This window comes from Ruegeria arenilitoris (assembly GCF_013031355.1).
GTDB classification, from domain to species: Bacteria; Pseudomonadota; Alphaproteobacteria; order Rhodobacterales; family Rhodobacteraceae; genus Ruegeria; species Ruegeria arenilitoris_C.
Genome location: NZ_WPZO01000001.1, coordinates 37,616 through 63,746 on the forward strand (window position 1 = coordinate 37,616; position 26,131 = coordinate 63,746).

General features: G+C 58.8%; 26 protein-coding genes. 16 read left to right on the forward strand and 10 right to left on the reverse strand.

Annotated features, from left to right (window positions below):
* Positions 1 to 16 precede the first annotated feature (16 nt).
* Both GOX63_RS00170 and GOX63_RS00175 read right to left on the reverse strand, forming a co-directional pair.
* Complete coding sequence (locus tag GOX63_RS00170) at positions 17 to 1,303, reverse strand: homoserine dehydrogenase (protein WP_170324464.1); 1,287 nt, start codon at positions 1,301 to 1,303, stop codon at positions 17 to 19.
* A 128-nt stretch (positions 1,304 to 1,431) separates the two neighbouring features.
* Positions 1,432 to 1,680 carry a hypothetical protein gene (locus GOX63_RS00175; protein ID WP_170324465.1) on the reverse strand — a complete coding sequence of 83 codons (249 nt, stop codon included), beginning with the start codon at positions 1,678 to 1,680 and terminating at the stop codon, positions 1,432 to 1,434.
* Positions 1,681 to 1,779: 99 nt separating this feature from the next.
* Between GOX63_RS00175 and GOX63_RS00180 the strand changes: the two genes are divergently transcribed.
* On the forward strand, positions 1,780 to 2,367 hold the full coding sequence (locus GOX63_RS00180; RefSeq protein ID WP_170324466.1) for a TetR/AcrR family transcriptional regulator: 588 nt from the start codon (positions 1,780 to 1,782) through the stop codon (positions 2,365 to 2,367).
* Between the two features lie 5 nt (positions 2,368 to 2,372).
* Here the strand turns inward: GOX63_RS00180 and GOX63_RS00185 are convergent, their stop codons facing one another.
* Positions 2,373 to 3,284 carry a pirin family protein gene (locus tag GOX63_RS00185; RefSeq protein ID WP_170324467.1) on the reverse strand — a complete coding sequence of 304 codons (912 nt, stop codon included), beginning with the start codon at positions 3,282 to 3,284 and terminating at the stop codon, positions 2,373 to 2,375.
* Positions 3,285 to 3,440: 156 nt separating this feature from the next.
* Here GOX63_RS00185 and GOX63_RS00190 point away from each other — a divergent pair, with 156 nt between their 5' ends.
* Positions 3,441 to 3,935 carry a hypothetical protein gene (locus GOX63_RS00190; RefSeq protein ID WP_170324468.1) on the forward strand — a complete coding sequence of 165 codons (495 nt, stop codon included), beginning with the start codon at positions 3,441 to 3,443 and terminating at the stop codon, positions 3,933 to 3,935.
* On the opposite strand, the gene GOX63_RS00195 is transcribed toward GOX63_RS00190, so the two are convergent.
* Genes GOX63_RS00195 through GOX63_RS00205 form a run of 3 tightly spaced genes read right to left on the reverse strand, consistent with a single transcriptional unit; the run spans position 3,883 to position 6,773 of the window.
* Positions 3,883 to 4,503 carry a TadE/TadG family type IV pilus assembly protein gene (locus GOX63_RS00195; protein ID WP_170324469.1) on the reverse strand — a complete coding sequence of 207 codons (621 nt, stop codon included), beginning with the start codon at positions 4,501 to 4,503 and terminating at the stop codon, positions 3,883 to 3,885. The genes GOX63_RS00190 and GOX63_RS00195 overlap by 53 nt on opposite strands.
* Entirely contained in the window at positions 4,504 to 5,034 is a 531-nt protein-coding gene (locus GOX63_RS00200) for a TadE/TadG family type IV pilus assembly protein (RefSeq protein WP_170324470.1), read from the reverse strand. It lies immediately after the preceding gene.
* Positions 5,031 to 6,773, reverse strand: a complete 1,743-nt coding sequence (locus GOX63_RS00205) for a pilus assembly protein TadG-related protein (RefSeq protein WP_367646675.1) — start codon at positions 6,771 to 6,773, stop codon at positions 5,031 to 5,033. Before GOX63_RS00205 ends, GOX63_RS00200 begins: the two co-directional genes overlap by 4 nt.
* Positions 6,774 to 7,100: 327 nt before the next feature.
* On the opposite strand from GOX63_RS00205, the gene GOX63_RS00210 reads away from it, so the two are divergent.
* The 4 genes from GOX63_RS00210 to rpoD all read left to right on the forward strand — a co-directional run bounded on the left by GOX63_RS00210 (position 7,101) and on the right by rpoD (position 13,105).
* A complete protein-coding gene (locus GOX63_RS00210) occupies positions 7,101 to 8,531 on the forward strand; it encodes a Glu/Leu/Phe/Val family dehydrogenase (RefSeq protein ID WP_170324472.1) in 1,431 nt (476 codons plus the stop codon).
* A gap of 147 nt (positions 8,532 to 8,678) precedes the next feature.
* Complete coding sequence (locus tag GOX63_RS00215; RefSeq protein ID WP_170324473.1) at positions 8,679 to 8,975, forward strand: hypothetical protein; 297 nt, start codon at positions 8,679 to 8,681, stop codon at positions 8,973 to 8,975.
* An 80-nt stretch (positions 8,976 to 9,055) separates the two neighbouring features.
* The gene (gene dnaG, locus GOX63_RS00220) at positions 9,056 to 11,002 is read left to right on the forward strand and encodes a DNA primase (RefSeq protein WP_170324474.1); all 1,947 of its coding nucleotides are present in this window, start codon (positions 9,056 to 9,058) and stop codon (positions 11,000 to 11,002) included.
* A 114-nt stretch (positions 11,003 to 11,116) separates the two neighbouring features.
* Positions 11,117 to 13,105, forward strand: a complete 1,989-nt coding sequence (gene rpoD / locus GOX63_RS00225) for an RNA polymerase sigma factor RpoD (protein ID WP_170324475.1) — start codon at positions 11,117 to 11,119, stop codon at positions 13,103 to 13,105.
* 185 nt (positions 13,106 to 13,290) lie between these two features.
* On the opposite strand, the gene GOX63_RS00230 is transcribed toward rpoD, so the two are convergent.
* Positions 13,291 to 14,310, reverse strand: a complete 1,020-nt coding sequence (locus GOX63_RS00230) for a helix-turn-helix domain-containing protein (RefSeq protein WP_170324476.1) — start codon at positions 14,308 to 14,310, stop codon at positions 13,291 to 13,293.
* A gap of 323 nt (positions 14,311 to 14,633) precedes the next feature.
* Here GOX63_RS00230 and GOX63_RS00235 point away from each other — a divergent pair, with 323 nt between their 5' ends.
* The 5 genes from GOX63_RS00235 (at position 14,634) to ribD (ending at position 18,221) form a co-directional block, all read left to right on the forward strand.
* On the forward strand, positions 14,634 to 15,071 hold the full coding sequence (locus GOX63_RS00235) for a thiol-disulfide oxidoreductase DCC family protein (RefSeq protein ID WP_170324477.1): 438 nt from the start codon (positions 14,634 to 14,636) through the stop codon (positions 15,069 to 15,071).
* Positions 15,072 to 15,620, forward strand: a complete 549-nt coding sequence (locus GOX63_RS00240) for a DUF4166 domain-containing protein (RefSeq protein ID WP_367646676.1) — start codon at positions 15,072 to 15,074, stop codon at positions 15,618 to 15,620.
* A 498-nt stretch (positions 15,621 to 16,118) separates the two neighbouring features.
* Positions 16,119 to 16,532: a secondary thiamine-phosphate synthase enzyme YjbQ gene (locus GOX63_RS00245; protein ID WP_170544438.1), complete on the forward strand. Its 414-nt coding sequence runs from the start codon at positions 16,119 to 16,121 to the stop codon at positions 16,530 to 16,532.
* Positions 16,533 to 16,653: 121 nt separating this feature from the next.
* Entirely contained in the window at positions 16,654 to 17,124 is a 471-nt protein-coding gene (gene nrdR, locus GOX63_RS00250) for a transcriptional regulator NrdR (RefSeq protein ID WP_170324479.1), read from the forward strand.
* On the forward strand, positions 17,121 to 18,221 hold the full coding sequence (ribD, locus tag GOX63_RS00255; protein WP_170324480.1) for a bifunctional diaminohydroxyphosphoribosylaminopyrimidine deaminase/5-amino-6-(5-phosphoribosylamino)uracil reductase RibD: 1,101 nt from the start codon (positions 17,121 to 17,123) through the stop codon (positions 18,219 to 18,221). The genes nrdR and ribD overlap by 4 nt, the downstream gene beginning before the upstream one ends.
* Here ribD and GOX63_RS00260 read toward each other — a convergent pair.
* The 3 genes from GOX63_RS00260 to GOX63_RS00270 all read right to left on the reverse strand — a co-directional run bounded on the left by GOX63_RS00260 (position 18,218) and on the right by GOX63_RS00270 (position 22,738).
* A complete protein-coding gene (locus tag GOX63_RS00260; protein WP_170324481.1) occupies positions 18,218 to 20,218 on the reverse strand; it encodes a capsular polysaccharide biosynthesis protein in 2,001 nt (666 codons plus the stop codon). The genes ribD and GOX63_RS00260 overlap by 4 nt on opposite strands.
* Positions 20,218 to 21,348, reverse strand: coding sequence for a polysaccharide biosynthesis/export family protein (locus GOX63_RS00265; RefSeq protein ID WP_170324482.1), 1,131 nt, complete (start codon positions 21,346 to 21,348; stop codon positions 20,218 to 20,220). The genes GOX63_RS00260 and GOX63_RS00265 overlap by 1 nt, the downstream gene beginning before the upstream one ends.
* Before the next feature lie 91 nt (positions 21,349 to 21,439).
* A complete protein-coding gene (locus tag GOX63_RS00270; protein ID WP_170544440.1) occupies positions 21,440 to 22,738 on the reverse strand; it encodes a capsule biosynthesis protein in 1,299 nt (432 codons plus the stop codon).
* 137 nt (positions 22,739 to 22,875) lie between these two features.
* Between GOX63_RS00270 and GOX63_RS00275 the strand changes: the two genes are divergently transcribed.
* From GOX63_RS00275 to GOX63_RS00295, 5 genes are all read left to right on the forward strand, one after another.
* Entirely contained in the window at positions 22,876 to 23,463 is a 588-nt protein-coding gene (locus tag GOX63_RS00275) for a riboflavin synthase (protein WP_170324484.1), read from the forward strand.
* A 109-nt stretch (positions 23,464 to 23,572) separates the two neighbouring features.
* Positions 23,573 to 24,694, forward strand: a complete 1,122-nt coding sequence (ribB, locus tag GOX63_RS00280; RefSeq protein ID WP_170324485.1) for a 3,4-dihydroxy-2-butanone-4-phosphate synthase — start codon at positions 23,573 to 23,575, stop codon at positions 24,692 to 24,694.
* Positions 24,695 to 24,696: 2 nt separating this feature from the next.
* Positions 24,697 to 25,248, forward strand: coding sequence for a 6,7-dimethyl-8-ribityllumazine synthase (locus GOX63_RS00285; RefSeq protein ID WP_170324486.1), 552 nt, complete (start codon positions 24,697 to 24,699; stop codon positions 25,246 to 25,248).
* Complete coding sequence (gene nusB, locus GOX63_RS00290; protein ID WP_170324487.1) at positions 25,245 to 25,727, forward strand: transcription antitermination factor NusB; 483 nt, start codon at positions 25,245 to 25,247, stop codon at positions 25,725 to 25,727. The genes GOX63_RS00285 and nusB overlap by 4 nt, the downstream gene beginning before the upstream one ends.
* A 59-nt stretch (positions 25,728 to 25,786) precedes the next feature.
* A complete protein-coding gene (locus GOX63_RS00295; protein ID WP_170324488.1) occupies positions 25,787 to 26,083 on the forward strand; it encodes a hypothetical protein in 297 nt (98 codons plus the stop codon).
* The last annotated feature ends 48 nt before the right edge of the window (positions 26,084 to 26,131 follow it).

A 26,131-nucleotide genomic window follows, 5' to 3' on the forward strand; every position in this document is an offset into this window, starting at 1 on the left:
ATGCAGGCCGCAAGGGTCAAACCTCTTCAATCCGCAATGCAACGGGTTCTCCGGCCACCACGTCGGTCTCGCGCAACCCGTCGAGGGCCACGTCCAGCGTGGCGCGCGTGGTCTTGTGGGTGACGATCAGAACCGGCGCGGTGCTTTCCGAATGGCCGTACTGGCGCATCCGGTCGATCGAAACACCCGCATCACCCAGAATGGCGGCCACTTTGGCCAGCGCACCGGGTTTGTCGAACAGGGCAAGACGCAGATAATAGGGCGCGGGCAGGCCGGTCACCGCAGGCCGTGCCTCTTGCAGCGAGGTCGCGGGGCGACCAAAGGTCGGGATCTGCAGTCCACGGGCCAGATCGCAAACATCGCCCATCACGGCGCTGGCTGTGGGGCCTTCGCCGGCACCGGGGCCGCGCAGGACAACCTGTTCGACCGCGTCGCCTTCGATCACCACCATGTTGGTGCCGCCTTCCAGCTGCCCAAGGGGAGAGCTGCTGGGTACCAGGCACGGCTGCATCCGCTGTTCCAGACCACGGGCCGAGCGTTGCGCAACGCCCAGCAGCTTGATGCGATAGCCCATATCGTCGGCCTGGTGGATGTCATCCAGGCTGATCTGCTGAATGCCTTCGATCTGGATGCCGTCGAAATTCGGCTTGGTCCCGAATGCGATCGAGGACAACAGCGCCAGTTTGTGTGCAGCATCAATGCCGCCGACGTCGAGGTTCGGGTCAGCCTCCAGGTATCCAAGCTGCGCGCATTCCTCGAACAGGGCGTTATAGCCCAGTTCCTGCGACTGCATCCGGGTCAGGATATAGTTGCAGGTGCCGTTCATCACGCCCATGACGCGGGTGATCTCATTCCCGGCCAGCCCTTCGGTCAGGGATTTGATCACCGGGATGCCACCTGCCACGGCGGCCTCGAACCGGATCACGCGGCCGGCGGCCTCGGCCTTTTCGGCCAGCTCCTGACCGTGGATCGCCAGCAGAGCCTTGTTCGCAGTGACGACATCCTTGCCGGTGGCCAGCGCTGCCTCGACCGAGGCTTTGGCGGGGCCGTTCTCGCCGCCGATCAACTCGACAAACACGTCGATATCATCACGTTTTGCCAGCGCAACCGGATCGGTTTCCCAGGCATAGTCCGAAAGGTTCACGCCGCGGTCCTTGTTGGCATCGCGCGCCGACACGGCGACGATTTCCACAGACCGCCCCGTACGCGCCTGCAACAGGTCCGCATGGCGGCGGACGATCTTCACGACACCCACGCCAACCGTTCCCAAGCCCGCAATTCCCAGCCGCAGCGCCTGTGTCATCCCGTGGGTTCCTTTCCGCTCGAAAATTTCGTGGTATCGGGCCTGCCGCCCGTTCAGCGCTGCCTTAGCGGGTTCGGCGCTAGGGTGCAATGCGTCGTGGCCCAGGGCAGGCCCGGAATCGCATTGGGTCAGTTTATTTCCGCAGCTTGAAGTTCTTCTGCCTTTTTCTCCAGCGCTTCACGCCGGGCTATCAGGTCTTCTTCGACCTCGGCGGCCTCGTTCAACGGGTCGACGGGCGGGCCGAGGTTTTCCTGAATGGGAATAAGCGTGGGATAGGGGGCCGATCCGACATTGGGCTGCTCGCGCCCTTCCAGTTCCGGAAAATCGGCGCATCCGGCACAGGCGAGCATCAGGATCAGCAAAGGCAGGGGCTTCATTCAGAACCCTTTCACGGTCGATTGCAAACGTGATGCACCTTTTACGGCATTGGTTCAAGCGGGGTTCTATCTGAACATACGTTCAGATACGGTGCGGGAATGGCACGTACGCAAGGTTCACATTCCGATATTACCGGCCCGCGTATCCGCAAGGCGGCGCTAGGGCTGTTCGCTCGTCACGGCTATGCCGCGGTCTCCATGCGCCAGATCGCGGGTGAGGTTGGGGTGCAGGCGGGGGCGCTGTACAACTACACGCCCGACAAGCAGAGCCTGCTGTTCCGTCTGATGCACGAACACATGCAAGAACTGTTGTCGGCCTATGACGATCTGGATCAGTCCGAAGATGCGTCCGAAGCCTTGCGCCAGTTTGTCGGGTTCCACATCCGGTTTCACCTAGAGCGCCCGGATGAGGTGTTCATCGCCTATATGGAACTGCGCAACCTGACGCCCGAGAACTTTACAGAGATCGAAGCGTTGCGCCGCCGCTACGAGGATGCGCTTGAAGCGATCCTGCGGACGGGGCAGGCGGCCAGGGTGTTTGATATCGCGGATACCAAGATCGCGACTCTGGCGGTGATCGCCATGCTGAATGGTGTGATGACATGGTTCCGCTCCGGCGGACGCCTGTCGCTGGACGAGGTCGAGCAGGTCTATTGGGACATGGTCCGCCGGTCGGTTTCGGCCTGAGCAGCCTAATGTGCAGGGCGAATGAAGGTGCCGTTGCGCAGCTCCCGAAAGGCTTGCTCAAGCTCGGTCCGCGTATTCATCACGATGGGCCCATGCCAGGCGACCGGCTCGTCAATCGGCGCACCTGAGATCAGCAGGAACCGTACACCTTCAGGTCCGGCCTGAACCGTGATTTCATCCCCGGTGCCAAACCGGACCAGCGTCCGGTTGCCGGACATGTCGCGGATGTTGACCTCTTGCCCGGCGACTTCTTTTTCCAGCAGGATGCCAGTGGGTTGCGATGCGTCGGCAAACGCAGCCTGACCTTCGAACACATAGGCAAAGGCGCGGCGGTACGTGTCTATTTTAAAGGTTTTTTTGACCCCCGCTGGAACATGGACGTCCAGATATTGCGGATCGGCGGCAATCCCGTCGACCGGGCCGGTCTTGCCCCAGAACTCTCCCACGATCACACGAACCGTTGTGCCATCGTCATCGGTGATTTCCGGGATGTCCTTGCTTTGGACGTCCTGATAGCGCGGCGCGGTCATCTTTTGTGCCGAGGGAAGGTTGCCCCACAATTGGAACCCGTGCATCTGGCCTGACGGGTTTCCGCTTGGCATCTCCTGATGCAGAATCCCGGAGCCCGCGGTCATCCACTGAACATCGCCGGCACCAAGCGTGCCGCTATTGCCCAGCGAATCCGAGTGTTCGACCGAACCGGACAGCACATAGGTGATCGTCTCGATCCCGCGATGAGGGTGCCAGGGAAACCCGGCCTGATAGTCCTGCGGGCGATCATTGCGAAAGTCATCGAACAGCAGGAACGGGTCGAGCTCGGACGGGTCCTGAAACCCGAACGCGCGGTGAAGTTTGACGCCAGCGCCCTCAACTGCGGCGATGGCTTTCCGGGTTTCCAGAACGGGACGTAGGGACATAGCGGCCTCCTAAAGCTCTGGTCACCATGTATTTTCGGCAAGGACAGCGTCAATCGGCAGAAAAGAACGGGGAATGTGCATAAATCAGCAGTATCGGCCCCCCTGTTTTTTCCCGCCAGAAGCCGCTAAACCCACGGGAAAACAACAGGGGTTCACATGCAACAGGACATTCTAGCCACCATTAAGCCGTCACCTGCCAGACGTTGGCTTGGCGTTGGAATGCTGAGCGTCGTTGGCGTGCTGGTCCTGTCTGTAGCACTGGCACAACCGCCCGAACCCCTGTGGATGGTGTTCCTGCTTGCGGTTGGCGGCGCGGCATTCTGGTTGGCTTATCGCATGTGGCACGCGACAAATGACTGGATCGAACTGACGCAATCCGAACTCAGAACCGGGGCAGGGCACGTTATCGCGAAAGTAGAGGATATCGAAGCTGTCGACCGGGGGGTCTTTGCGTTCAAACCTTCGAACGGGTTTCTTTTGAAAACACGCGTTGGCGGGGAAAACAGCTGGGCGCCCGGGCTATGGTGGCGTTTGGGGCGCCGGGTAGGTGTCGGCGGAATGACTGCTGCCGCCGAAACCAAATTTATGACGGATGTGCTTAGCTCGTTGGTGCTACACCCACAGGACCAGCATCCCCTTGACAGAAATTAGCCGAAATATCGGGCGCTGTTACAAGATCGGTAAAGCGCGGCCGTGTGAAAACGAAGTTGGTGAACTCATAATCTTTGGTCAGCCAACCGGTTTTGAACAACGGGTCATATTCGTTCATCGTTTCAACGAGGATCAAAGTGTCCAGATCCGACATCGGCGGAAGCTGTTCTTTTATCTTGTCGATGTTGGAGTCGTTCCAGGCCCCAGTGAACCCGCAAGTTGTGGTCCATAGGACGTAATGACGGTCATCGTCCTCCTGGTACATGATGAATGTCAAACGCATCTTCAGCGTCGAGTTGTTGTTCACCATCCGCCGCATCAGAGTGTACATGGAAGCTGCATAGGTGTCGGTCAAATTTTCCGTTTCACGCGAGATAAGGTCACCCACTGTGTAGGCAGCTTTCAGGTTGGCGGTGTTTTGGCGGAAACCGTCAAAAAACGTGTACCCAAGCGTGATACTCCACACGAAAATCGGGAAAACTACAATTCCCTCGAAGGCGAGGCCGCCGCTTTCGCTACGGGCGAATTTGCGCAGAAGTTGCCGGATACTTAAAATATATTTTGTCATTTAAGGCTCCTGAACAAAGGCGGTGATCGACGTGAGCGTGACCAAGCCATCGTCACTTTGCAAAGCGCGCCCCATCGCGGTGGTCGGGAAAATTGGGTCAACTTTTGCACAGGCGCGAAGGATCATCAGCGCGTTCGACGCACCCGCTTCAAAGTTCCGGGCCGGTTTGGCCTCTTCCTCTCTGTTTACGCAATCCGGTTCCACTGGGAAATCCAAGCCGGTGAATGCGTCCTGAAGGATCATTTCCAGCCTTAGATTTTTGGAACAGCTTGGGATTATTCCCGCCCTGCTGCAGATATCGTCCTTGATCGTGTCGTGAGTGATCACGGCATCAGTTCCCAGGCGGATATCGCGAACGACAATGTCCATGGAGCGCTCCAACAACGATTGCTGAATCGTGACCATCGAGTATTCGACAGCCCCCATGATGAAGAAGAGATAGGCCGGGAAAATTAAGACAAACTCAACGGTCAGCGACCCATCTTCAGACCGCTTGAACCGAACTATTTTCTTTAGTAGCTCGCGGATCATTGTGTCAGCCTCAGTCGTTTGATCGACGAGGCGATGGACCGGAATGCCTCTTCAAGCGTCAGGTTCTCGTCACCCAGCTTGCCGGTGCTGTTGACCTCATAAACCATGCTGGGTTTGGTGGCGCAGTTTTCGATCGTGGCCAGACCTGCGTCAGGCGCTTCAAAAGCGATGCCGTAGACCAGTACACCTTTGTTTTTGATGGCGGCACAGATGTTACTTGTGCGCGTGTTCTTCGAGTTTCTTGAGACCGAATAATAGGCATTCGAATACCAGTCGCTGAGTGCGCTGCTATCCCATGGATAAAAGTTGTATCTTGCATTCCAGCGGAGCGACGTGAGGGCAAAAAGCTCTGGGTAGGTCAGGCGAACGGCGGAACCGTCTTCATCGTCCCTGTCGCCATAGCGGTGATCCATGTTCCAGCGTTCCTGCCGGGACCAGTAATACCTGTCCGGATTTGTTGACGAGCGGATGCTGTACTCGCCTTGAACCGTCACCGTCTCCCATACTTCAGTGTCCCAATTGTACCTGGTTTCCTGTTGCGAGTAATTGGGATTGTACCAAACAGGGGAATTCCCGCTGCGCAACGAATTTTTCAGTTTATACTGACTGGTGTTGTACCCATCGGTCATAACGATGATGACCTTCTGAACATCAGACGTGTATTCCTTGGGGCGGTTTGCGAATTCTGCCGGGACGACCGTCGGTGCATTTTCTGCGTTCGAGTCCGGGTCTTTATTCTGACTTGCCAGTTTGGTGATGATGGGCCGGAATTCGGGGTCGACCAGCGCGGCGGCCCATTTCATTCCAATATCAATTGACGTGTTGCCACTTGCAGTCAGCGCTTCGATCTGGGCATGAAGTTCCGCGATGTCGTTTGTCACCGGGGTGATCACACTACCGGCACGGGTGGGGCAGGTTGGTCTACGGTTGTGTTCCCACTGGTAGGCATCGTTGTTTGACCTGTATCGGTCAAAATGCGCTGTTCGTTCAAGCGCAGTCGAGGGTTTCAGGTTGTGTTCTTTGAATTGACTACTCGTGAAGTTCACACAGTGCGAGTAGTTATGTTCATTGGATACGCCCGTCATTTTGCCCAGAATGTTCTCTCCGGCATTGACCTGCGTGGCGTAAGGAATAATCGAGATCGAAATCTTCTCGGGATTTTCCTTTTCGTACATCGTTGTCACAAATTCCTTGGCCGCTTCCCGCAGCACCTGAATTTTCTTTTTGCCAGCCTCGGCGGACGCATTTTCCATCGATCCGGACATGTCGAGAACCAGAGAAATCTCGATGGCACCCACGGACTCTTCTGCGGTGCTGGTAACCGAAGCCCTCAGTTCAGGAATGCCTGCCAAATACATGAAGGCTGTGTTCACGACTACTTCAGCCTCAGCCGTAACCCGTCTTGAGCCGAATCCCGGAGTAACGACAGGGTCTTTCGTCAATTTGCCTCTAATGTTGGATTTTTCGACATAGGCCAATACGACTTCCTTCGGAGGCAGCTCCTGATCAAGGTCGGCGGCAGCCAGAACCGCGCGGTCCAATGTCGCCTGCAGGTTCGCCCGGTCGCGCTCAAAGTGCATCATGTCGGCGCCCATGCCGGTCAAACAGATGATGATCAGAAAGCCGGTCAGCACGAAGATCGTGAACACGCCACCGTCTTCGTCCTTGGCGAAACGACGCGCCGAAGGGGTGAAGCTCTTCAATTTCTTAGAGCCGCTTTTAAATACGCGCATTATCATATTGTCGACCTCGCTGAGCAGACATCCAAACTGCCAAGGAAATATTAACTTTCGAAAATTAACGCCGAATCGTGGCGGGATTTAGGCGAAAACGCCGCCGTCTTGACCGGTTTGCCGGGAAAAGCGAGATAATTTGAGGGAGTTAGACGCTTCTGTCGTCGTTTGGGCGACAATGTCGACGCGGCGGACCGTGTAGGGCGACTCAGGTAACCGCAAAAAATAAATCTTGGGTATTGGCAGTTTTATTTTCGCTTAAATATTGATCGTTTACGTATTGGGTGCGACAAAACGTCAGAACGTAAGTCGTTCGCTGGCACGGAGGATTAAATGACGGCCATCAAAGAACCCAGCTTTCGCGAGAGTGTGGACCTCATGTTCAACAGGGCCGCGTCCCTGATGGACCTGCCTCCGGGGTTGGAGGAAAAGATCCGGGTCTGCAACGCCACCTACACGGTCCGGTTCGGTGTGCGTCTGCGGGGTGAAATTCATACCTTTACCGGCTATCGCTCGGTTCATTCCGAACATATGGAACCGGTCAAGGGCGGTATTCGCTACGCTTTGGCGGTGAACCAGGACGAGGTCGAGGCGCTGGCGGCGCTGATGACCTATAAATGTGCGCTGGTTGAAACGCCGTTTGGTGGCTCAAAGGGTGGCCTGCGCATCGATCCCCGCCAATATGAAGAGCATGAGCTGGAGCAGATCACCCGGCGTTTCGCCTATGAACTGGCCAAGCGAGATCTGATCAACCCGTCTCAGAACGTACCCGCGCCGGATATGGGCACCGGCGAGCGTGAGATGGCCTGGATGGCCGACCAATACGCACGCATGAACACCACCGACATCAACGCGCGCGCCAGTGTGACGGGCAAGCCGCTGAATGCCGGGGGAATCTCGGGGCGGGTCGAAGCGACCGGACGGGGCATTCAATACGCTCTGCGCGAGTTCTTCCGCCACCCCGAGGATGTGCAGAAGGCGGGCCTTTCGGGCAAGTTGGACGGCAAACGCATCATCGTGCAGGGGCTGGGCAACGTGGGCTACCACGCGGCAAAGTTCCTGAGCGAAGAGGACGGTTCGCGGATCGTCGGCATCATCGAATGGGACGGAGCGCTGTATAATCCCGACGGGATTGACGTGGAATCCGTGCATCAGTGGATCGTGAAACACGGTGGGGTCAGCAACTACCCTGATGCAACGCATTCGGCCGAAGGGGCCGAAGTTCTTGAGGCGGAATGCGATATCCTGATCCCGGCGGCGCTTGAAGGTGTGATCAACCTGACCAATGCCGAGCGGATCAAGGCCCCTCTGATCATCGAGGCGGCGAATGGTCCTGTCACAGCCGGAGCGGACGAGATTCTGCGCAAGAAAGGCACCGTGATCATCCCGGACATGTACGCAAACGCGGGCGGTGTGACAGTTTCTTACTTCGAGTGGGTCAAGAACCTGAGCCATATCCGTTTTGGCCGGATGCAGCGCCGTCAGGAAGAGGCGCGGCACGAGCTGATCGTCAGTGAGTTGGAGCGTCTGGATCGCTACCTGGGCGAAGCGTGGTCAATGTCTCCAAACTTCAAGGCCAAGTACCTTCGTGGGGCGGATGAGCTGGAACTGGTGCGTTCCGGCCTGGATGACACCATGCGCATTGCCTACCAGTCCATGCGCGAGGTGTGGCACAGCCGCGACGATGTCGAGGATCTGCGGACGGCGGCCTATATCGTGGCCATTGACCGCGTCGCGAAAAGCTATCGCGCCAAGGGGCTGTAACTTTTGGCGTTGGGGGCGGTCGGGTTGCGGCCCGGTTGCCCCTGTTGCCGCTCTGCCCAATGTGATTGGGCGCAGTGAAAAGGGTGATAGCAGCCGATGCGTCCGCCGGGTAAGCTGCCGCGAATGAAACGATTCCGGGAGACCCCCATGTTGCGTATCGCCGTTGCGGCCGTTTTGCTGGCCACACCTCTGGCTGCTCAGGAAACCAAAGAACAAAGCTGCCAGTATCAGGCCGATGTCGTTGCAGCGATTCAGAAAGCGCGCCTGGAAAAGGTAAAAGAGCGCGACGTGCCGCAGGCGGTGGCCGATACAGGCCCGACATGGCCCGAAAGCTACAACAATGCCATCCCGCTGATCACGCCTTGGGTCTACGAGCAAAAGATGCGTGACGTCCGTAAAAAGGATCTCGGCGCGGCGTGGCTGGAACTGTGCCTGCAGCAATAATCCACAGGCCCTGCATTTCCCTGTGGACAACCGCGCGCCATCCCCTTGGCGCGCGTTTTCATTTCTGGCAGGTTTGACGAATGTCTTTGCCCCCCGGATTTCTGGATGAACTGCGCACCCGGCTGAGCTTGTCTCAGGTTGTCGGGCGCAAAGTCATGTGGGACCAGCGCAAGTCCAATCAGGGTAAGGGTGACATGTGGGCCCCGTGTCCGTTCCATCACGAAAAGACGGCGTCCTTCCATGTCGACGACCAAAAGGGGTTTTATTATTGCTTTGGCTGTCACGCCAAAGGTGACGCGATCAATTTCGTGAAAGAGACCGAGAACGTCTCATTCATCGAAGCGGTGGAGATTTTGGCGCGTGAGGCTGGGATGCCGATGCCCGCGCGTGATCCCAAAGCGCAGGAGAAACAAGACCGCCGGTCGCAATTAGCTGAAGTCATGGAACAGGCGGTGCAGTTCTTCCGCCTGCAGCTCAAAACCGGGGCAGGGGGCGCCGCCCGCGACTACCTGACCCGTCGTGGATTGGACGCGCAGGCGCTGGAACGGTGGGAGATCGGGTTTGCCCCGGACGGCTGGCAGGCGCTGTGGGATCATCTACGTGGCAAAAACGTGGCCGAGAATCTGATCCTCGGCGCGGGTCTGGCTAAACCGTCGAACAAAGGCAAAAAGCCCTATGACACCTTCCGCAACCGGATCATGTTCCCGATCCGTGATCCGCGCGGGCGCTGTATTGCCTTTGGCGGCCGGGCGATGGACCCGAATGACAACGCTAAATATCTGAACTCACCCGAGACCGAGTTGTTCGACAAAGGCCGTAGCCTTTATAACCACGGCCCCGCAAGGCAGGCTGCGGGGAAGGGGCAGCCCTTGATCGTTGCCGAAGGGTATATGGATGTGATTGCTCTGGCCGAGGCTGGATTTGGTGCATCCGTCGCGCCTTTGGGCACGGCAATTACGGAACATCAACTGCAACTGCTGTGGCGTATCTCGGATGAGCCGATCATCGCGCTGGACGGCGACACGGCCGGTTTGCGGGCTGCCATGCGGGCCGTTGATCTGGCTTTGCCGCTGTTAGAGGCTGGGAAATCCCTACGCTTTGCGTTGATGCCAGAGGGCAAGGACCCGGATGATCTGTTGCGTGCCGAAGGCGCCGGGGCGGTGCAGGCGGTGCTGGATGGTGCCATCCCAATGGTCAAACTACTGTGGCAGCGCGAAACCGAAGGTAAAGTATTCGACAGTCCCGAACGCAAGGCGGCATTGGACAAGGTGCTGCGGGACAAGATCAAACTGATCCGCGATCCGTCGATCCGTTCGCATTATGGGCAAGAGATCAAGGACCTGCGGTGGCAGCTGTTCCGCCCGCAACGGCAGCCACAGAACCGCCCGTGGCAACCACGTGGAAAATGGCAGCCCAAGCCAGCTGCGACAGCGGGCGCGCGAACCTCTTTCCTGGCCTCGTCTGAGGGGGCGGAAATCCAGCTACGTGAAGCGGCCATTCTGGCGATTGCTGCGCTGAACCCGCAGGTCGTGATCCAGTTCGAGCACCAGTTGGAAGAACTGGACTGCCGCGATCCCGACCATGCGGCCATGCGCAATGCCGTTCTTCGACACGCAATTGATGATCCGGACAACCTGAAAGATCACATCGCTGAAACATTGGGGCCGGACGCCCTTGAAAACCTGCTGGCCCTTCGCCATGTCGCAGTAATCCCCTGTGTGTACAAACCGGGCGACGTTGAAAAGGCCGAGATGACGCTGGCCGAGGAACTCGCAAAGATCAAAGCGCTCCGGGGGTTGGATGCTGAGATTGCCGAAGCTGAAGAGGAACTGTCCGATCTGGCCGATGAGGCGCTGACGTATCGGCTGGCGCAAGCCGCCGAAGAGCGTAACCGCACGAGCCGCAGCCAGAATGAGGACAGGGCCGTTTTCGACATCGCCGACAACGGCGCGCGAATCAACCGCGACGAGAAAGACGCGTTCAAGGCAATCACGTCCGGGATCAATTTTGAACGGAAACGCCGCTAAACTGATGTTTTCGTAAGGCACTGGAAAAGAAAAACAGGTAAACGGGTGGCCGAATCACTTCTACGCGCTAATGATTCGGTACAAACGAATCACCCATCCCTGCAGGAGCATTGAATGGCCGCCAAAGACACGACCGAAGATCGCAAATCCGAAGAGCAGGAACAGGAAATCTCGCTGGACATGAGCCAGGCCCAGGTCAAGAAGATGATCGCCGAGGCCCGCGAGAAAGGCTACATCACCTACGACCAGCTCAATCAGGTTCTGCCGCCGGATCAGGTCAGCTCGGAACAGATCGAAGACGTTATGTCGATGCTGTCCGAGATGGGCATCAACATCATCGAAGATGAAGAGGCCGAAGAGGAAGAGAACAAAGGCTCGACCGAACTGACCACCACCGAAAGCAACCGCGAGGTTGCGCTGGCTGGGGCCGCCACCGAAAAGTTGGATCGCACCGACGACCCCGTCCGCATGTACCTGCGCGAGATGGGTTCGGTCGAACTGCTGAGCCGCGAGGGCGAGATTGCCATCGCCAAGCGGATCGAAGCCGGGCGCAACACGATGATCGCAGGGCTGTGCGAAAGCCCGCTGACCTTCCAGGCGATCACCATCTGGCACGACGAATTGCTGTCCGAAGACATTCTGCTGCGCGACGTCATCGATCTGGAGGCCACGTTCGGCAACCAGATGGACGAAGACGGCGATGTCGAAGAGCCGGTTGTAGACACCTCGAACGTACAGGCGGCAAAGCCAGCCAAAGACGCCGGCCCCGAGCTGGATGCCGACGGCAACCCGCTGAACAACGACGATGATGACGACGACGACGATCAGGCCAACATGTCGCTGGCCGCGATGGAAGCGGCCCTGAAGGATCAGGTTCTGACCACGCTGGAGCGCATCTCGACCGACTTCTCGATGCTGTCGGAAATGCAGGACAGCCGGATCTCGGCCACCTTGAACGAAGATGGCTCGTTCAGCGAAAAGGACGAAGAGACCTATCAGAAGCTGCGCGCCGAGATCGTTGAACTGGTGAATGGTCTGCACCTGCACAACAACCGGATCGAAGCTCTGATCGACCAGTTGTATGGCATCAACCGCCGAATCATGTCGCTGGACAGTGCGATGGTGAAACTGGCCGACCAGGCCCGTATCAACCGTCGTGAGTTTATTGACGCCTATCGTGGTCGCGAGCTGGACCCGAACTGGTTGGCCGAAATGGCCGAAAAGCCGGGCCGGGGCTGGCAGATGTTCATCGAACGCTCGACCGCCAAGGTCGAGGAACTGCGCAACGACATGGCTCAGGTCGGTCAGTATGTCGGTCTGGACATCAGCGAATTCCGCCGCATCGTGCAGCAGGTTCAGAAGGGTGAGAAAGAAGCCCGTCAGGCCAAGAAGGAAATGGTCGAAGCCAACCTGCGTCTGGTGATCTCGATCGCCAAAAAGTACACGAACCGTGGCCTGCAATTCCTTGATCTTATTCAAGAAGGTAACATCGGCCTGATGAAGGCGGTGGACAAGTTCGAATACCGTCGCGGCTACAAGTTCTCGACCTATGCAACGTGGTGGATTCGTCAGGCGATCACGCGCTCGATCGCGGATCAGGCGCGCACCATCCGTATCCCGGTTCACATGATCGAAACGATCAACAAGCTGGTCCGGACCGGTCGTCAGATGCTGCACGAGATCGGCCGCGAGCCGACGCCGGAAGAACTGGCCGAAAAGCTGCAGATGCCGCTTGAGAAGGTGCGCAAGGTGATGAAAATCGCCAAGGAGCCGATCAGCCTCGAAACACCGATTGGTGACGAGGAAGACAGCCAGTTGGGTGATTTCATCGAGGACAAGAATGCCGTTCTGCCTCTGGACAGCGCCATTCAGGAGAACCTCAAGGAAACCACGACTAGGGTTCTGGCCTCGCTTACCCCGCGTGAGGAGCGGGTTCTGCGGATGCGGTTCGGTATCGGCATGAACACCGACCACACGCTGGAAGAGGTCGGCCAGCAGTTCAGCGTGACCCGCGAACGTATCCGTCAGATCGAGGCGAAGGCGCTGCGCAAGCTCAAGCACCCCAGCCGGTCGCGAAAGCTGCGATCTTTCCTGGATCAGTAAAGTCAAAGGCGCCTCGGACGAGGCGCCTTTTTTCTTTCAGCCAAGACCTTCACGTTGACCGGTTCAACGATCAATTTGGCGGCAACTCACAAGCCTAAAGCCTTGTGTTTTCTTATATCATTGGTGTCCACTCATGGGACAGGCCGGGGCGAGGTGGCAACACCGATGACCCCCGGCCACTCGTTTCAAGTGCTTTTCGGAAAATCCAGACGGCTGCGGAACGTGCTGGGTGCCTGACCGGTCCAGCGTTTGAAGGCAGTGGAAAACGCAGCCTGATCGGAATAGCCCAGGGAAAAGGCGATTTCGGACAGGGGCATCCCGTTGGTGATGAAGGTCTGCGCCAGATCGCAACGCAAGTCATCGACGATATCGCGATAGCTGACCCCCTCATCCTTGAGACGCCGGGCAAAGGTGCGCGGACTCATTCCCAGATTTGCCGCGGCTTCGTCGGCGTTGATAACCGTTCCCGGCATGGATCGGGTGATCAGGCCTTCGACCTGCGCGCGCAGCTTTTGATCGGGCGAGTGCCGTTCGGCCAAAACGCGTTCTCCATATTCCAGAAGATGTGCCCGAAGGTTGGGATCATAGGTCGGAACCGGTAAGTCCAGCGCGGACGGCGCAATGACGATTTCCAACCGTTCAGCACCGAATAAAACAGGGCACCCGGCAAGCTTTTGAAACTTCTTCTGGTTTGCACCTACTTCGTGCTGAAACCGGATTTCGATAGGAAAGAAATCTGTTTGTGTCAAAGCGCGCATACGGGACAGCCCGGCGAACATCAAAAACTCGGTTCGCCGGTGGTATCGAGCGAAACCCGCGTCTTTCCAGTCGGCTTCGATCGAGGCGAAATTGCCCGCAAGCCGCAAGTTGAACATTAGTGCCGGGTCGATGATCCTGTGAAAGCGCGACGTATTCTCCATGACCTGTCGCAGATCGCGGGAGTATTTACTGATATAAGCGGTCAAACTTGAGGTGGACTTGAACTGCAGCCCGGTCTGGGCAGCAAACGTGATGTCCCCCAATGCGTCGCACGCATAGCGTACGAACAAGGCCTCTTGGTGAGCGGTATAAGAGGTCGCTGGTGGTGCGATACTTGAACGTGTCAGATTGCATTTTTCAAGGATGCGGTCGGACATTTCGGGGCCATTCGTCCGCTGATCAAGCGCCCGGGTCAGCAACTGGATGCGTGCGATATCAACTTCCAAGGCGTTATCCAACCTATTTTCAAATCTACTTGCAGCCAAATCGGCAGGGTACGAAGCTCCTGAGCAAAGCAAATGTCCGTTGTCTTGAATTCGAAAGGTTTTGGCGCATGAACACAAGACCCGAGGGTGAAAATTCTTTATGTTCCGCGCGTTGCCGGGTCGGCGCCTTGTCAGTGATTGGAGGCAGAGCCCTGGATGTCCCCCCACCGGTGGCTCCCCGGCACGTTTCCTGTGCTGTAGTTGGCCGGATGTCCTCTTGTCGCATTGCCGGGTTGGGGCGGAAGTGAAAGGGTCAGGTTCAAGAACTATCGGACCCGAACAATATGCCGAGCCTTGTTTCCGCAAACTTCAAGGGCATTCAGGATGTCATTGTATTTGATGGGGAATGCGTCCTGTGTTCGGGGTTCTTTCACTTCATGCTGGCGCGGGACAAAGCGCGGCGCTTCAAATTTGCAACGGCGCAATCGCCCTTGGGGCAACGGTTGTACAGCGAGCTTGGGCTGCCAACGCGAGATTTCGAAACCAACCTGGTTATTGTTAACGGCAAAGTGCATCAGCGTCTGGATGCTTTTGCCGCCGCCATGAAGGGCCTGCCCGGGGGCTGGCCGGTTCTGTCGCTTTGCAGGTTCCTGCCCGGTTGGATCAAGAACCCGCTCTACCACTCGATTGCGCGAAACAGATACAAGATCTTCGGGCGCAAGCGGACCTGTATGATCCCGGACGCCGCGCTAAGGGCGCGGTTTCTGTCCGAGGGGTTCTGAGTGAAACCCGATCCCTTTCTTCAATCCCTGCCTTCCGGGGTTGATGTGCCCGTCGCCGTTCGGCGCTTGCACGAGGCCCCGGGCCTTTACGCCGGACGATGCAGTGTTGTTGCGGGTAGGGGGTGGCTGATCGCATGGGCCTTGCGTCTTGGGCGTTTCCCACGGGACGCCGGCGACATCCCGGTGCAGATCAGGATCGACTGTAACGGACATGAGTGGCAATGGGTTCGGGATTTTGACGGTCACACCACGCGATCCCGGCTGACTTTTGATCACGGAGCTGAATGTGTTCGTGAACAATTGGGCTTGCTGTCCATTTGGATGGTGCCCGAAATCTCTGATGGCCGTCTGCTGATCCATATCCGGCGTCTCAGCGTGATGGGGCTGCGCTGTCCCGCTTTTTTACTTCCGCGATCCTCAACCGTGGAATGGCAGGACGAAACAGGGCATTTCTGTTTCGACGTGTCGGCTGATATGCCAGTGTTGGGTTTGTTGATCCGGTATCGCGGCTGGTTGGCGCCTGTTCACGGCACATCGCGTCCGGGCTGAATTCATCGTGAAGCAGCTTTGTCAAAATTTAAGGTAAACTAGGTCAATACTTACCTCGAAATAGGAAAGAGTATAATTATGAAAAAGGTTATGACTTGCGCAGCGTTTGCGGCGGTTGTGTTGTGCTCTACGGCGTCGGCCTCGTTCGCTCGATTTGGATATCAGACTGTTGCTATGAGCCAAACGGAGTTTGAAGTGATCCCAAGAGGGCGCACAGATGTGGATGGGTATTGGTGCGCGGCGTCTGACTTTGCCCGCAGAACGCTGGGGGCCAGCTGGCAGCAGCGTTTATATGTCAAGCGCGGCTATGGCCCAAGCGAAACGACGGGCCGCAGGACCGCTGTACAGTTCTCGCTTACACCGCCTGCGGGTGTTCCGCAGCAAAGCAGTGGTGTTTTTTCGGCAGGATTTCAGCCGGGCTTCAATATGTCCGTTTCGGCTGCCAATGGCCGGTGCAACGTCCGACCCTTCATCGACTGATGTAAGGCCGCCGCCTTGATGCAGACCGAGTTTACAATTTCGACGCAGGGTCCAGGCCTTTACGAGTTTACCCCGGACGTGCACCAATGGCTGAACTCGGTCGGGGGCGATGGGTTGCTGACACTGTTCGTGCGGCACACCTCCTGCTCGCTGGTCATTCAGGAAAACGCGGACCCCGAAGTGCAGACGGATTTGCGCGCTTTTTTTGATCGGCTGGTGCCACCTTCGGATCACCCGGCGATGTCGTATCTACGGCACACCTATGAAGGTCCGGACGACATGCCCGCCCATATCAAGGCCGCGCTATTGCTGGTGTCCTTGTCGATCCCCGTTACGTCCGGGCACCCGGTTCTGGGAACGTGGCAAGGCATCTATCTGTTCGAACACCGCACCGCGCCGCACCATCGAAAGGTCGCGGCGCATTTCGCATAGATTCACGATATAGCGGTGGAAAATTCCGACTACCCAAATCCTAGCGGCTACCCTATAGTTGTGGATAAGTAAGCCGCATAGCTTACAAAAAGAGGCCGAACAAGGGACGAGGAGACGGCGGATGCGCTGCCCGTTTTGCGGAAATATCGACACTCAGGTCAAAGATTCACGCCCGGCAGAGGATCACGTCGCGATCCGCAGACGCCGGTTTTGTCCCGCATGTGGGGGGCGGTTCACCACTTATGAACGCGTGCAGCTGCGCGATCTGGTGGTGATCAAAACCAATGGAAAACGGGAAGATTTCGACCGGGATAAACTGGAACGCTCGATCCGGATCTCGATGCAGAAGCGCCCGATTGAACCGGATCGGATCGACCAGATGATCTCTGGCATCGTGCGCCGTCTGGAAAGTATGGGTGAGACCGATATCCCCTCCAGCAAGATCGGCGAGATCGTTATGGAAGCTCTGGCGCGGATCGACACCGTGGCCTATGTTCGTTTTGCAAGTGTGTACAAGAATTTCCAGGCGGCCGATGATTTCGAGGAGTTTGTCCACGAACTGCGCCCGCCGCAGCCTTCGACGGACGAGTGAGCGAAACTGATAAGCGATATATGGCGCTGGCCTTGTCATTGGGTCAGCGCGGTCAGGGCACGTGTTGGCCTAACCCGGCTGTGGGCTGCGTCATTGTACGCGACGGTCGGATCGTCGGGCGCGGCTGGACCCAGCCAGGTGGCCGTCCGCATGGCGAAACCCAGGCGCTGGCGCAGGCCGGTGAGGCGGCGCGCGGGGCAACCGCTTATGTCTCGCTGGAACCCTGTTCCCATCACGGTCAGACCCCCCCTTGTGCCGAGGCGCTGATTAAGGTCGGCGTATCGCGGGTGGTTTCGGCAATTGAGGACAGCGATCCGCGTGTGGCCGGGCAGGGCTTTGCCATGCTGCGCGAGGCGGGGATCGAGGTCACCACCGGCGTTCTGGCTGAACAGGCTGCGCGGGACCATGCGGGGTTCTTTCTGAAGACGGAACAGGGGCGGCCATTCGTAACGCTCAAGCTGGCCAGCAGTTTCGACGGGCGTATTGCTACGTCCACCGGCCATAGCCAGTGGATCACCGGGCCAAAAGCGCGCCGCGCGGTCCACGCCATGCGTGCGCGTCATGATGCGGTGATGGTCGGGGCGGGAACTGCGCGTGTGGATGACCCGTCGCTGACGGTCCGCGATCTGGGGATTGAAACGCAGCCGGTGCGGGTTGTCGTTTCACGACATCTGGACATTCCGCTGATGGGGCAACTGGCCCGTACGGCGTCGCAGATTCCGGTCTGGCTCTGCCATGGCCCGTCCCCGGACCCCGAGCGCGCCCGCGCGTGGGAAGGGCTGGGCGCACGTCTGATCCCTTGCGCTTTGGAAGAGCATCACATTGATGCCGCCGACCTGCTGCAGCAGTTGGGACAGGCCGGGCTGACGCGCGTATTTTGCGAAGGTGGATCGGCGCTCGCTGCGTCCTTGCTGGCCGATGATCTTGTGGATGAGCTGGTGGGGTTTAGCGCGGGTCTGACGATCGGGGCCGAGGGGTTGTCGGCCATCGGATCGCTAGGGCTGGAAACACTGGATGCGGCGCCGCGGTTCGAGTTGATCGAAGCCCGTGCCGTAGGGCCGGACGTTCTGCATCGTTGGGCACGTTCGCTGCGCTAGTGACGACGCCACAGATGCGCGTGCGTGGCAAACGCGCCCTGCAATTTGGACAGCAAACGGAGACGCGCGCCGCCTTGGCGCTCCAACCCTTCAGCAAGGCGTTGCACCGCAACTTCGACAGGGCAGGGTTGTCCACTGGCCGGGTCCATATAGCGCGGATAGTCGATCAGGGCGGCATGAACCAATCCCAGCATCGACGGTCGCGCCCCCCGCCGCACTGGGACCGTTCCCAGATCCTGTGTCAGACCCCAGCCAGCATAGAAAGGCGCGCCAAGCGTGGTGACGCGGACCCCGCGCAACAGGGCTTCAAACCCAAGAAGAGAGGTCATGGTCCAGACCTCCTGCACCTGAGGCAGCAGGGCGGCCGGATCGGTGTTGCTGGCGATAACGTCGGCAAGACTTTCGTCTTCTATCTCACCTTCGCGCAACCCGGCCTCGACATCGGGGTGCGGTTTATAGATCAGGATCGCGTTTGGGTTCGCTTCGCGGGTTGTGCGCAGCAGATCAGTGTTGGTGCGCACCGTGGTGGTGCCCAACAGGATCGAGGCATCGTCATGCACCTGTCCCGGCACCAGAATGCGGTGTCCTTGGGGCAGTTCGGGGACTGCGCCTCCGGTATTGTATTTGCTGAGCTGGCCAGCAAGGATTTGCGCCACCAGACGTTCAGCCCGCAGCTCCTGATCCGGGCGCAGGGTTTCGCGCATGGCGATCAGTTCTTCCAGCCTGCTGGGATGTGTCGGGTCGTAATAAATACCCAGATCATCAGTCGCCAGCGACAGGGGCGGCACCAGACTGGCGCCTAGCCCACGGGACCGCAGAAACCCGTCTTCGATCCGGGTCGCGTCTTCGGCACCACGGGCGTGGCTGGCCCAGACCATATGCGGGCGGTCAGATGCCTCCGGCGGTTCAAACGTGAAACGGATTTTCTTCTCACGCCCGAACATCTGTTGCAGGTGCTTGCGCTTCCACAGGCGCATACCCGATGCGGTCCATCCCTGGTGATCCTGCCGCCACGCGCGCGTTTGCGCCTCGAGAGTGTCCAGAACGGTTTCCAGCTCGCACAGCTGGTCTCTGAATGGGTCATACCAAGTAGGGTACAGGATCATTGCCGCCGCAAACAGCTGCGCCCGGGTCAGGTTGCGCTGGCGGCGAGGAAAGTGTTCCTCGTCCTGTGTCAGGCCCCACCCGGCATAAAATGGCTGGCCAAAGACCCGTGGTTTGTGCCCGGCCATGATGGCCTCGAACCCAAACTGTGAGGACAGAGTGTAGACGCCCGTCGCGCCTTCCAACAGGGTCCACGGGCTGATCGGCGTGTCGATGAACGAAACCCTGTCGGACACATCCTGATCCGAGAAATACCCGCCTCGATGTCCGGCGACGGTTTCCGGATGCGTTTTGATCAGAATGCGGGCGCCGGGGTTTTCCTCTTGCGCCATGACCAGCATCTCGCGGAACCGGGCGTAGTCGCCCTTGCTGGCAACTACCGAGGCGTCGTCATGCGCCTGATCGACCACCAGAACATAGCCGGGGTCGGGGGGAGGCAGAGTAGGGTCGACGGCCGAATACTTGCTCAGGTGCAATTCACGCACTCGTTCGATGCCATATCTGGCCCGATTCAGCAGCGCGGTGTCGTCCAGCGGATGCGTGACCAGTAACGTCTCGAGATCGGAAGGCTGTGCCGGATCGAAGTGCACGCCGGACCGGTCGAGCAGCAGCCCCAGCGGAGGCTCACCAGCCCGTCCTGGTTGCAGAGACCGTAGAAAGGCATCCTCGACCCGTAGGATGGGGGCGTCGCGTTGGGTGGCAATCTTCAAGCCGCGATGGGCCGTCGGGCTGTTGCCCCACACGCCGACGACATCCCCTTCGCCGGGAAAACCCAGTCGGATGTCATAGCCAGAGAGGTTCAGGATACGCCGCACACGGCGCTGGGTCAGGAAGCCGCCATTATAAACATACAGCCGGGCGCGCTGAGTCCCGGCTGTTGCGTCGGGTTGCATCAGCCACCCGTCAGTGTGGTGACATTGGCAAGCGGCGTCAGACCGCCCGCGATCAGCGAGATCGACTTGCTCCACTGTGCATACGGTGCTTCGGTGACATAGATCGTATCATCGTCACGAATAACGAAATCCCTTGCGATGAACAGCCCGTTAGGCGCAGTGAGGTTCAGCAGATAGATCATGCGTTGATCGCCCTGCAAATCCTGGCGCCCCATGACAGAGCGGGCAATGTCCTGCCGTTCCTTGCGCAGAACGAAGATACCGGTCGGGTCCGAGGACAACGATTGCAGCCCGCCTACCTGCGCCAGGGCCTCAAGCGCGGTCAGGTCCTGTGTGTCAAAGGCCACGCGGGATTGGCCTGTCGCCCCCAGCGCGATGTAAGACCGGCTGTCCGCCTCGACCAGAATGCGGTCGCCGCCGCGCAGCGCAACATCCAGCCTGGGGTTGCGGAACAGGTCATCATACCAGACGGTCCCCCGCTCGTTGCCACGGATCAGCGTCACTAGTGCGATGTCTGAGCCAACATTGACGCCGCCAGCCTGCGACAGCATCCCAAGCAAGGTTCTGCTGGGCCGTTCGATCGGATACACGCCCGGCGCAGAGATTTCTCCGGACAGAGAGACGGTCGAGCCGTTGCCTGCGGTGCGGCGCACTTCGACTTGTGGGTCGGGTGTCTGGTCCTGCAGTTTGCTGGTGATCAGTTGGCGCAGTTGCTCGGGCGTGTTGCCGGCTGCGCGAATACGCCCGGCATAAGGCACAAAGATGAAACCGTCGCTGTCCACCTGTACCTGTTCAAGCGAGGTGGCTGCGCTGAGTTCGCCGGACAGCAGGCCGTCATCAACGTTTTCCCAGATCGTCAGCCCCAGAATGTCGCCAGCCCGAACCGTATCCGCGGTCAGGTTCGGCGCGCTGCTGAAGGCGGCTGAAAATCCGTATTGGGGGACGGCAGACGTCGCCCTTGTAACCCGATCATCAACTTCGACCACAAAGGCATTGCCGCCATTCGCTGTTGAACCCGACAAAATCTCGGTCTTGTTGGGACCCGCTTTGGGAAGCTGGCACGCGGCCAACAGGCCAATTGCGGCCACAAGGGATATCCCCCGTATCCATCGGATTGGAAAGCGCTGCACTGCCGGTTATCCTCAGTCGTCTTTGTGTGGTCTTTTGTGTGGCGCAGGCTATCCGGTTCGCACGACAACTTCTAGCGCCAACAGGCCTATTTCACTCAACCACTTTCAACTGTGGCGTCTGCGCCTCTTTGTGGCTCAGGACTGATTGATAGGGGTCATTGGCTTCCAGCATCATGTCCGCAACACTCCGCAGCAATTGCCGCCGACCGCGGTGCGAATAGAAGCCCCCGGGCAGTTGGCTGGTTTTCAGCAGGAACTGGCGATAGCTCTGATAGGCAGCTTGGTCCGGGGGCATGGGGTAGGCAAAAAACGCAGCCAGCGGCTGGCGTGACACGAATTCGGGCTTGTCATAGACCGACCTGCCGAAAATGCGCAGTGGGATGCCGCGCCACAGAACCTGCTGCCCGGCGGTCGAGTTGATCGTGACGGCTGAATTGGCACCATCCAGCAGCTTTGCAAGCTTTCCGCCGGGCACATAATGTACACGATCCGCGATGCCATGCGCCTTTGCCATCTGACGCACGCGGCGGTGCAGGGGCTCGCGGTGGTTTTCAAGCGGGTGTTCCTTGACCACCAGCCTGTGGTGCGCCGGGGCGCCTTCGGCGAAGTCTTGAAACACGTCTTCAAGGAAGTCGGACATGCAGGAATAATCCGAATGAGCCTGAACCGAACTGTCATGCCCCAGTTGCAAAAGGACCAGATGGTAGGGGTGACCGTTGCCCAGTACCCGCGCCGTTGCCCACCGGCGCTGTATCCGATGAAGCGGCATCAGGGCTAAGCGTTTGAAATAAAGCCTGAATTCCTTTGAGACGGGCAGATCCCGGTGACGTCGAAAGTTGCGGTAATTCTGGTTCAGGAACAGCACGAACCAGTGATACATCGCACCATAGAAGATGTGCTGCCGCATATCCCCCCAATGTGATGGCGGCGGTGGCACCTGCAAGGCGGATTGATCCAGTGCCTGCTGCATCTGCCCCACATCCAGCGACATCAGGCGCGAGTTGCCGTTCGAGCCGAACCGCTCATACGTCACCCACCAGGGACGCAGGTAGCCTTCTTCGAAGACATGGACGGTGATGCCCTTGGCCTGTGCAACCTTAACGGCCTGGGCATGTACCGGACGTGTATCGCCATAGAGGACGATATCCGTGACACCCCGATCGTCGATGAGCTCTGACAACCGGTCCGGCCATTGTTCGGGGGCATCGCGAAAGGGGATGTAAGAGGACTTGTCGAACCAGAAGACCTGATCGCCCGCGTTGAAGCCGATGCGCCAAACCTCGGCCCCAGTGGAATGCAGCATCCGCCCGAGACCGCTGAAAAACGGTCCGTGCGGCCCCTGCAGAAACAGGAAGACACGGCGTTTCGGGGCGGTTGCAGGGGGTGACATCAATACTGCTCTGATCGTTTGTTGATGAAATTATGCCTGTTCCGGGTTTTCGCGGCAAGGTGGGGCTTGCCCGCAAGGCTGGTTGGGCTTACCTCGGCGGGGAACATTGAACCAGGTCAGGAATAAGGGTTAGCGGAATGTTTACAGGGATCGTCACCGATGTGGGCACCGTCACCGAACTGGATCAACAGGGCGATCTGCGGGCCCGGATCAAGACGGATTATGACACGGCGGGCATCGATATCGGCGCCTCAATCGCCAGCGATGGTGTCTGCCTGACCGTGATCGCGCTGGGCGATGACTGGTATGACGTTCAGATCAGCGCCGAGACGGTATCGAAAACCAATCTCGACAACTGGACTGTCGGCAAGCGTGTCAATCTGGAACGCGCCCTGAAGGTTGGTGATGAGCTGGGCGGGCATATCGTGTCGGGTCACGTGGACGGCGTGGCCGAAGTGGTCGCCGTGCAGGACGAAGGTGACAGCACGCGTGTTACCCTGCGCGCGCCCAAGGAACTGGCGCGGTTCATTGCTCCCAAGGGATCGGTTGCGCTGAACGGCACCTCTCTGACCGTTAACGATGTGGATGGCTGTGATTTTGGGATCAACTTCATCCCGCACACCAAAGAGGTCACGACCTGGGGGGATGTCTCGGTCGGTGACAAGGTGAACCTTGAGATCGACACGCTGGCCCGCTACGTCGCGCGTCTGGCCGAGATGTCCTGAGTTGCGCTGCAACGTCGCGTCCTGACCGGGCCTTGCCGTCTGCGGGCTGGCCTTTGGGCGCGTCGTGGTCTATCCACCCGTTCAAACATGCTCTGCGAAAGGCTGCCTCATGAGCTTTGAAACCCCCGGACCCGTCGAAGCGCAATTGCGTGAAGCGATCAGCCCGATCGAAGAGATCATCGAAGAGGCGCGTAAAGGCCGGATGTATATTCTGGTCGACCACGAAGACCGTGAGAATGAGGGCGATCTGGTCATCGCCGCCGAGTTTGCGGATGCCGAGGCGATCAACTTCATGGCCACCCACGGGCGCGGGCTTATCTGCCTGCCGATGACTGCCGAACGTGTGGATGCGCTGGGCTTGCCGATGATGGCCGTGAACAACTCGTCCCGCCACGAAACCGCATTCACTGTGTCGATCGAAGCACGCGAAGGCGTATCGACCGGTATCTCCGCCGCCGACCGTGCCCTGACCGTGGCGACTGCGATCAACGAACAGAACACGATGGCACATATCGCCACCCCTGGACACATCTTCCCCCTGCGCGCCAAGCGGGGCGGGGTGCTGGTGCGTGCGGGCCATACCGAGGCCGCCGTGGATATCTCGCGTCTGGCCGGGCTGAACCCGTCGGGCGTGATCTGTGAGATCATGAAGGCCGATGGTACCATGGCGCGTCTGCCCGATCTGGTGGAGTTCGCCAAAGAGCATGACATGAAGATCGGCACGATCAGCGACCTGATCACCTACCGCTCGCGCAATGACAACCTGGTGGTGGAAACCTCGCGCGAGACCGTGACGTCGGAATACGGTGGCGAGTGGGAGATGCGTCTGTTCACCGACCAGACTCACGGCATTGAACACGTCGTGATGATCAAGGGTGATATCACCACGCCCGAGCCGGTCCTGACCCGCACCCACGCCCTGCACGAGGCGCCAGACATTCTGGGCCTTGGTCCCAAGTCGTCACGCGAATTGCCACGCGCGATGGAAAAGATCGCCGAAGAAGGACGCGGTGTGGTTTGCCTGTTCCGCCAGCCGCGCAACTCGCTGTATGCGGCCGAAGACGAAGGCCCCCGTACCATCAAGCAAACCGGCCTCGGCGCACAGATCTTGTCCAAGATGGGTATTCAGGAACTGGTGCTGCTGACCGACTCGCCGGAAACCGTATATCTGGGGCTCGACGCGTTTGGCTTGTCCATCGTCGGGACCCGCTCCATTCTCAAGGAAGACTGATCGTGGCTGAACAAGACAAACACGGCGTTCTGCCGACCCCGACCTTCGACAAGCCGGTGAAACTGCTGCTGGTTGTGGCCCCGTTTTATCGCGCCGTCGCCGATAACATGGTCGCCGGTGCCAAGGCCGAAATCGAAGCCGCTGGCGGTACCTGCGATGTGGTCGAAGTCCCCGGCGCGCTGGAAATCCCCACTGCCATCGCCATGGCCGACCGTCAGTGTAACTACGACGGCTATGTTGCGCTGGGCTGTGTTATTCGCGGTGAGACCACGCATTATGAAACCGTCTGCAACGATTCCAGTCGCGCCATTCAGTTGATGGGCCTTCAGGGTCTGCTGATCGGCAATGGCATCCTGACCGTCGAAAATGACGATCAGGCCGAAGTTCGCGCAAATCCCGAAAAGATGAATAAAGGTGGCGGAGCAGCCGCTGCGGCCTTGCATCTGATCGCGCTCAGCCGTAAGTGGGGCGCTTCGAAAAAGGGCGTCGGCTTCAAGCCCCCGTCCGAGTCCATCCTTGTGGCGGGCGACAGCAACGGACCCACGACAGCATGACCCAGACAGACGCGCCGAAACCGGCCAACCAGAAACGCCTGATGAAATCTGCCGCCCGGCTCTACGCCGTGCAGGCGCTGTTCCAGATGGAGCAGTCGGGCCAGACGACCGAACAGGTTGTGAACGAGTTTCTGGATCACCGGTTTGGTGCTGTCTATGAGGGCGAGGAAATGCTGGACGGCGATACCCGCGTCTTCCGCAAACTGGTCGAGGACGCGGTGAACTATCAGGCCCCGATTGACCAGATGACTGACCGTGCGCTGGTCGCCAAATGGCCCATCGCGCGCATCGACCCGACCCTGCGCGCAACTTTCCGTGCGGCGGGGGCGGAACTGACCCAAAGCGACACGCCGCCCAAGGTGGTCATCACCGAATTCGTTGACGTGGCGCGCGCCTTTTTTCCCGAAGGCAAGGAGCCGAAATTCGTCAACGCCGTGCTGGATCACATGGCGCGCGAGGCCCAGCCCGAGGCGTTCTGACGCCTTTACGCGGGACTTACATGCGCTAAACTGAATGTCATAGCGCAAGGAGAGTCGCCATGCCCAAACTGATCCGGCTGTATATCACTCAGGTTGCCTGGGGGTTCGTGATTTCGGCGGTGTTTGTCGGTGTTCTTCTGGCCCTGAACGTCGCAAATTTGCGCCATCTGATCACAAGCTCGGAAATGGGCTTGATCGCGCTTGGCATGATCTGGTTCATGAACGGGATCGTCTTCGCAGGGGTGCAATTCGCCTATGCGATCATGAGCATGGCCGAAAAGCCGCAGGGTCCGCGCCGCGGAACGCCTGTGGCCGCCGAATTCAAGCCCGTGATGGTCAAGACCGATAACAGCTGATACCTGAATCTGGGTTGGCGGGCTGACCTTTTCACAGCGATTGCGCGT

Bases quoted from the DNA above. Each gene is read 5' to 3' on its own strand.
- GOX63_RS00170 (WP_170324464.1), bottom strand. From the start codon at position 1,303: ATGACACAGGCGCTGCGGCTGGGAATTGCGGGCTTGGGAACGGTTGGC.
- GOX63_RS00175 (WP_170324465.1), bottom strand. From the start codon at position 1,680: ATGAAGCCCCTGCCTTTGCTGATCCTGATGCTCGCCTGTGCCGGATGC.
- GOX63_RS00180 (WP_170324466.1), top strand. From the start codon at position 1,780: ATGGCACGTACGCAAGGTTCACATTCCGATATTACCGGCCCGCGTATC.
- GOX63_RS00185 (WP_170324467.1), bottom strand. From the start codon at position 3,284: ATGTCCCTACGTCCCGTTCTGGAAACCCGGAAAGCCATCGCCGCAGTT.
- GOX63_RS00190 (WP_170324468.1), top strand. From the start codon at position 3,441: ATGCAACAGGACATTCTAGCCACCATTAAGCCGTCACCTGCCAGACGT.
- GOX63_RS00195 (WP_170324469.1), bottom strand. From the start codon at position 4,503: ATGACAAAATATATTTTAAGTATCCGGCAACTTCTGCGCAAATTCGCC.
- GOX63_RS00200 (WP_170324470.1), bottom strand. From the start codon at position 5,034: ATGATCCGCGAGCTACTAAAGAAAATAGTTCGGTTCAAGCGGTCTGAA.
- GOX63_RS00205 (WP_367646675.1), bottom strand. From the start codon at position 6,773: ATGATAATGCGCGTATTTAAAAGCGGCTCTAAGAAATTGAAGAGCTTC.
- GOX63_RS00210 (WP_170324472.1), top strand. From the start codon at position 7,101: ATGACGGCCATCAAAGAACCCAGCTTTCGCGAGAGTGTGGACCTCATG.
- GOX63_RS00215 (WP_170324473.1), top strand. From the start codon at position 8,679: ATGTTGCGTATCGCCGTTGCGGCCGTTTTGCTGGCCACACCTCTGGCT.
- dnaG (WP_170324474.1), top strand. From the start codon at position 9,056: ATGTCTTTGCCCCCCGGATTTCTGGATGAACTGCGCACCCGGCTGAGC.
- rpoD (WP_170324475.1), top strand. From the start codon at position 11,117: ATGGCCGCCAAAGACACGACCGAAGATCGCAAATCCGAAGAGCAGGAA.
- GOX63_RS00235 (WP_170324477.1), top strand. From the start codon at position 14,634: ATGCCGAGCCTTGTTTCCGCAAACTTCAAGGGCATTCAGGATGTCATT.
- GOX63_RS00245 (WP_170544438.1), top strand. From the start codon at position 16,119: ATGCAGACCGAGTTTACAATTTCGACGCAGGGTCCAGGCCTTTACGAG.
- nrdR (WP_170324479.1), top strand. From the start codon at position 16,654: ATGCGCTGCCCGTTTTGCGGAAATATCGACACTCAGGTCAAAGATTCA.
- GOX63_RS00260 (WP_170324481.1), bottom strand. From the start codon at position 20,218: ATGCAACCCGACGCAACAGCCGGGACTCAGCGCGCCCGGCTGTATGTT.
- GOX63_RS00270 (WP_170544440.1), bottom strand. From the start codon at position 22,738: ATGTCACCCCCTGCAACCGCCCCGAAACGCCGTGTCTTCCTGTTTCTG.
- GOX63_RS00275 (WP_170324484.1), top strand. From the start codon at position 22,876: ATGTTTACAGGGATCGTCACCGATGTGGGCACCGTCACCGAACTGGAT.
- ribB (WP_170324485.1), top strand. From the start codon at position 23,573: ATGAGCTTTGAAACCCCCGGACCCGTCGAAGCGCAATTGCGTGAAGCG.
- nusB (WP_170324487.1), top strand. From the start codon at position 25,245: ATGACCCAGACAGACGCGCCGAAACCGGCCAACCAGAAACGCCTGATG.
- GOX63_RS00295 (WP_170324488.1), top strand. From the start codon at position 25,787: ATGCCCAAACTGATCCGGCTGTATATCACTCAGGTTGCCTGGGGGTTC.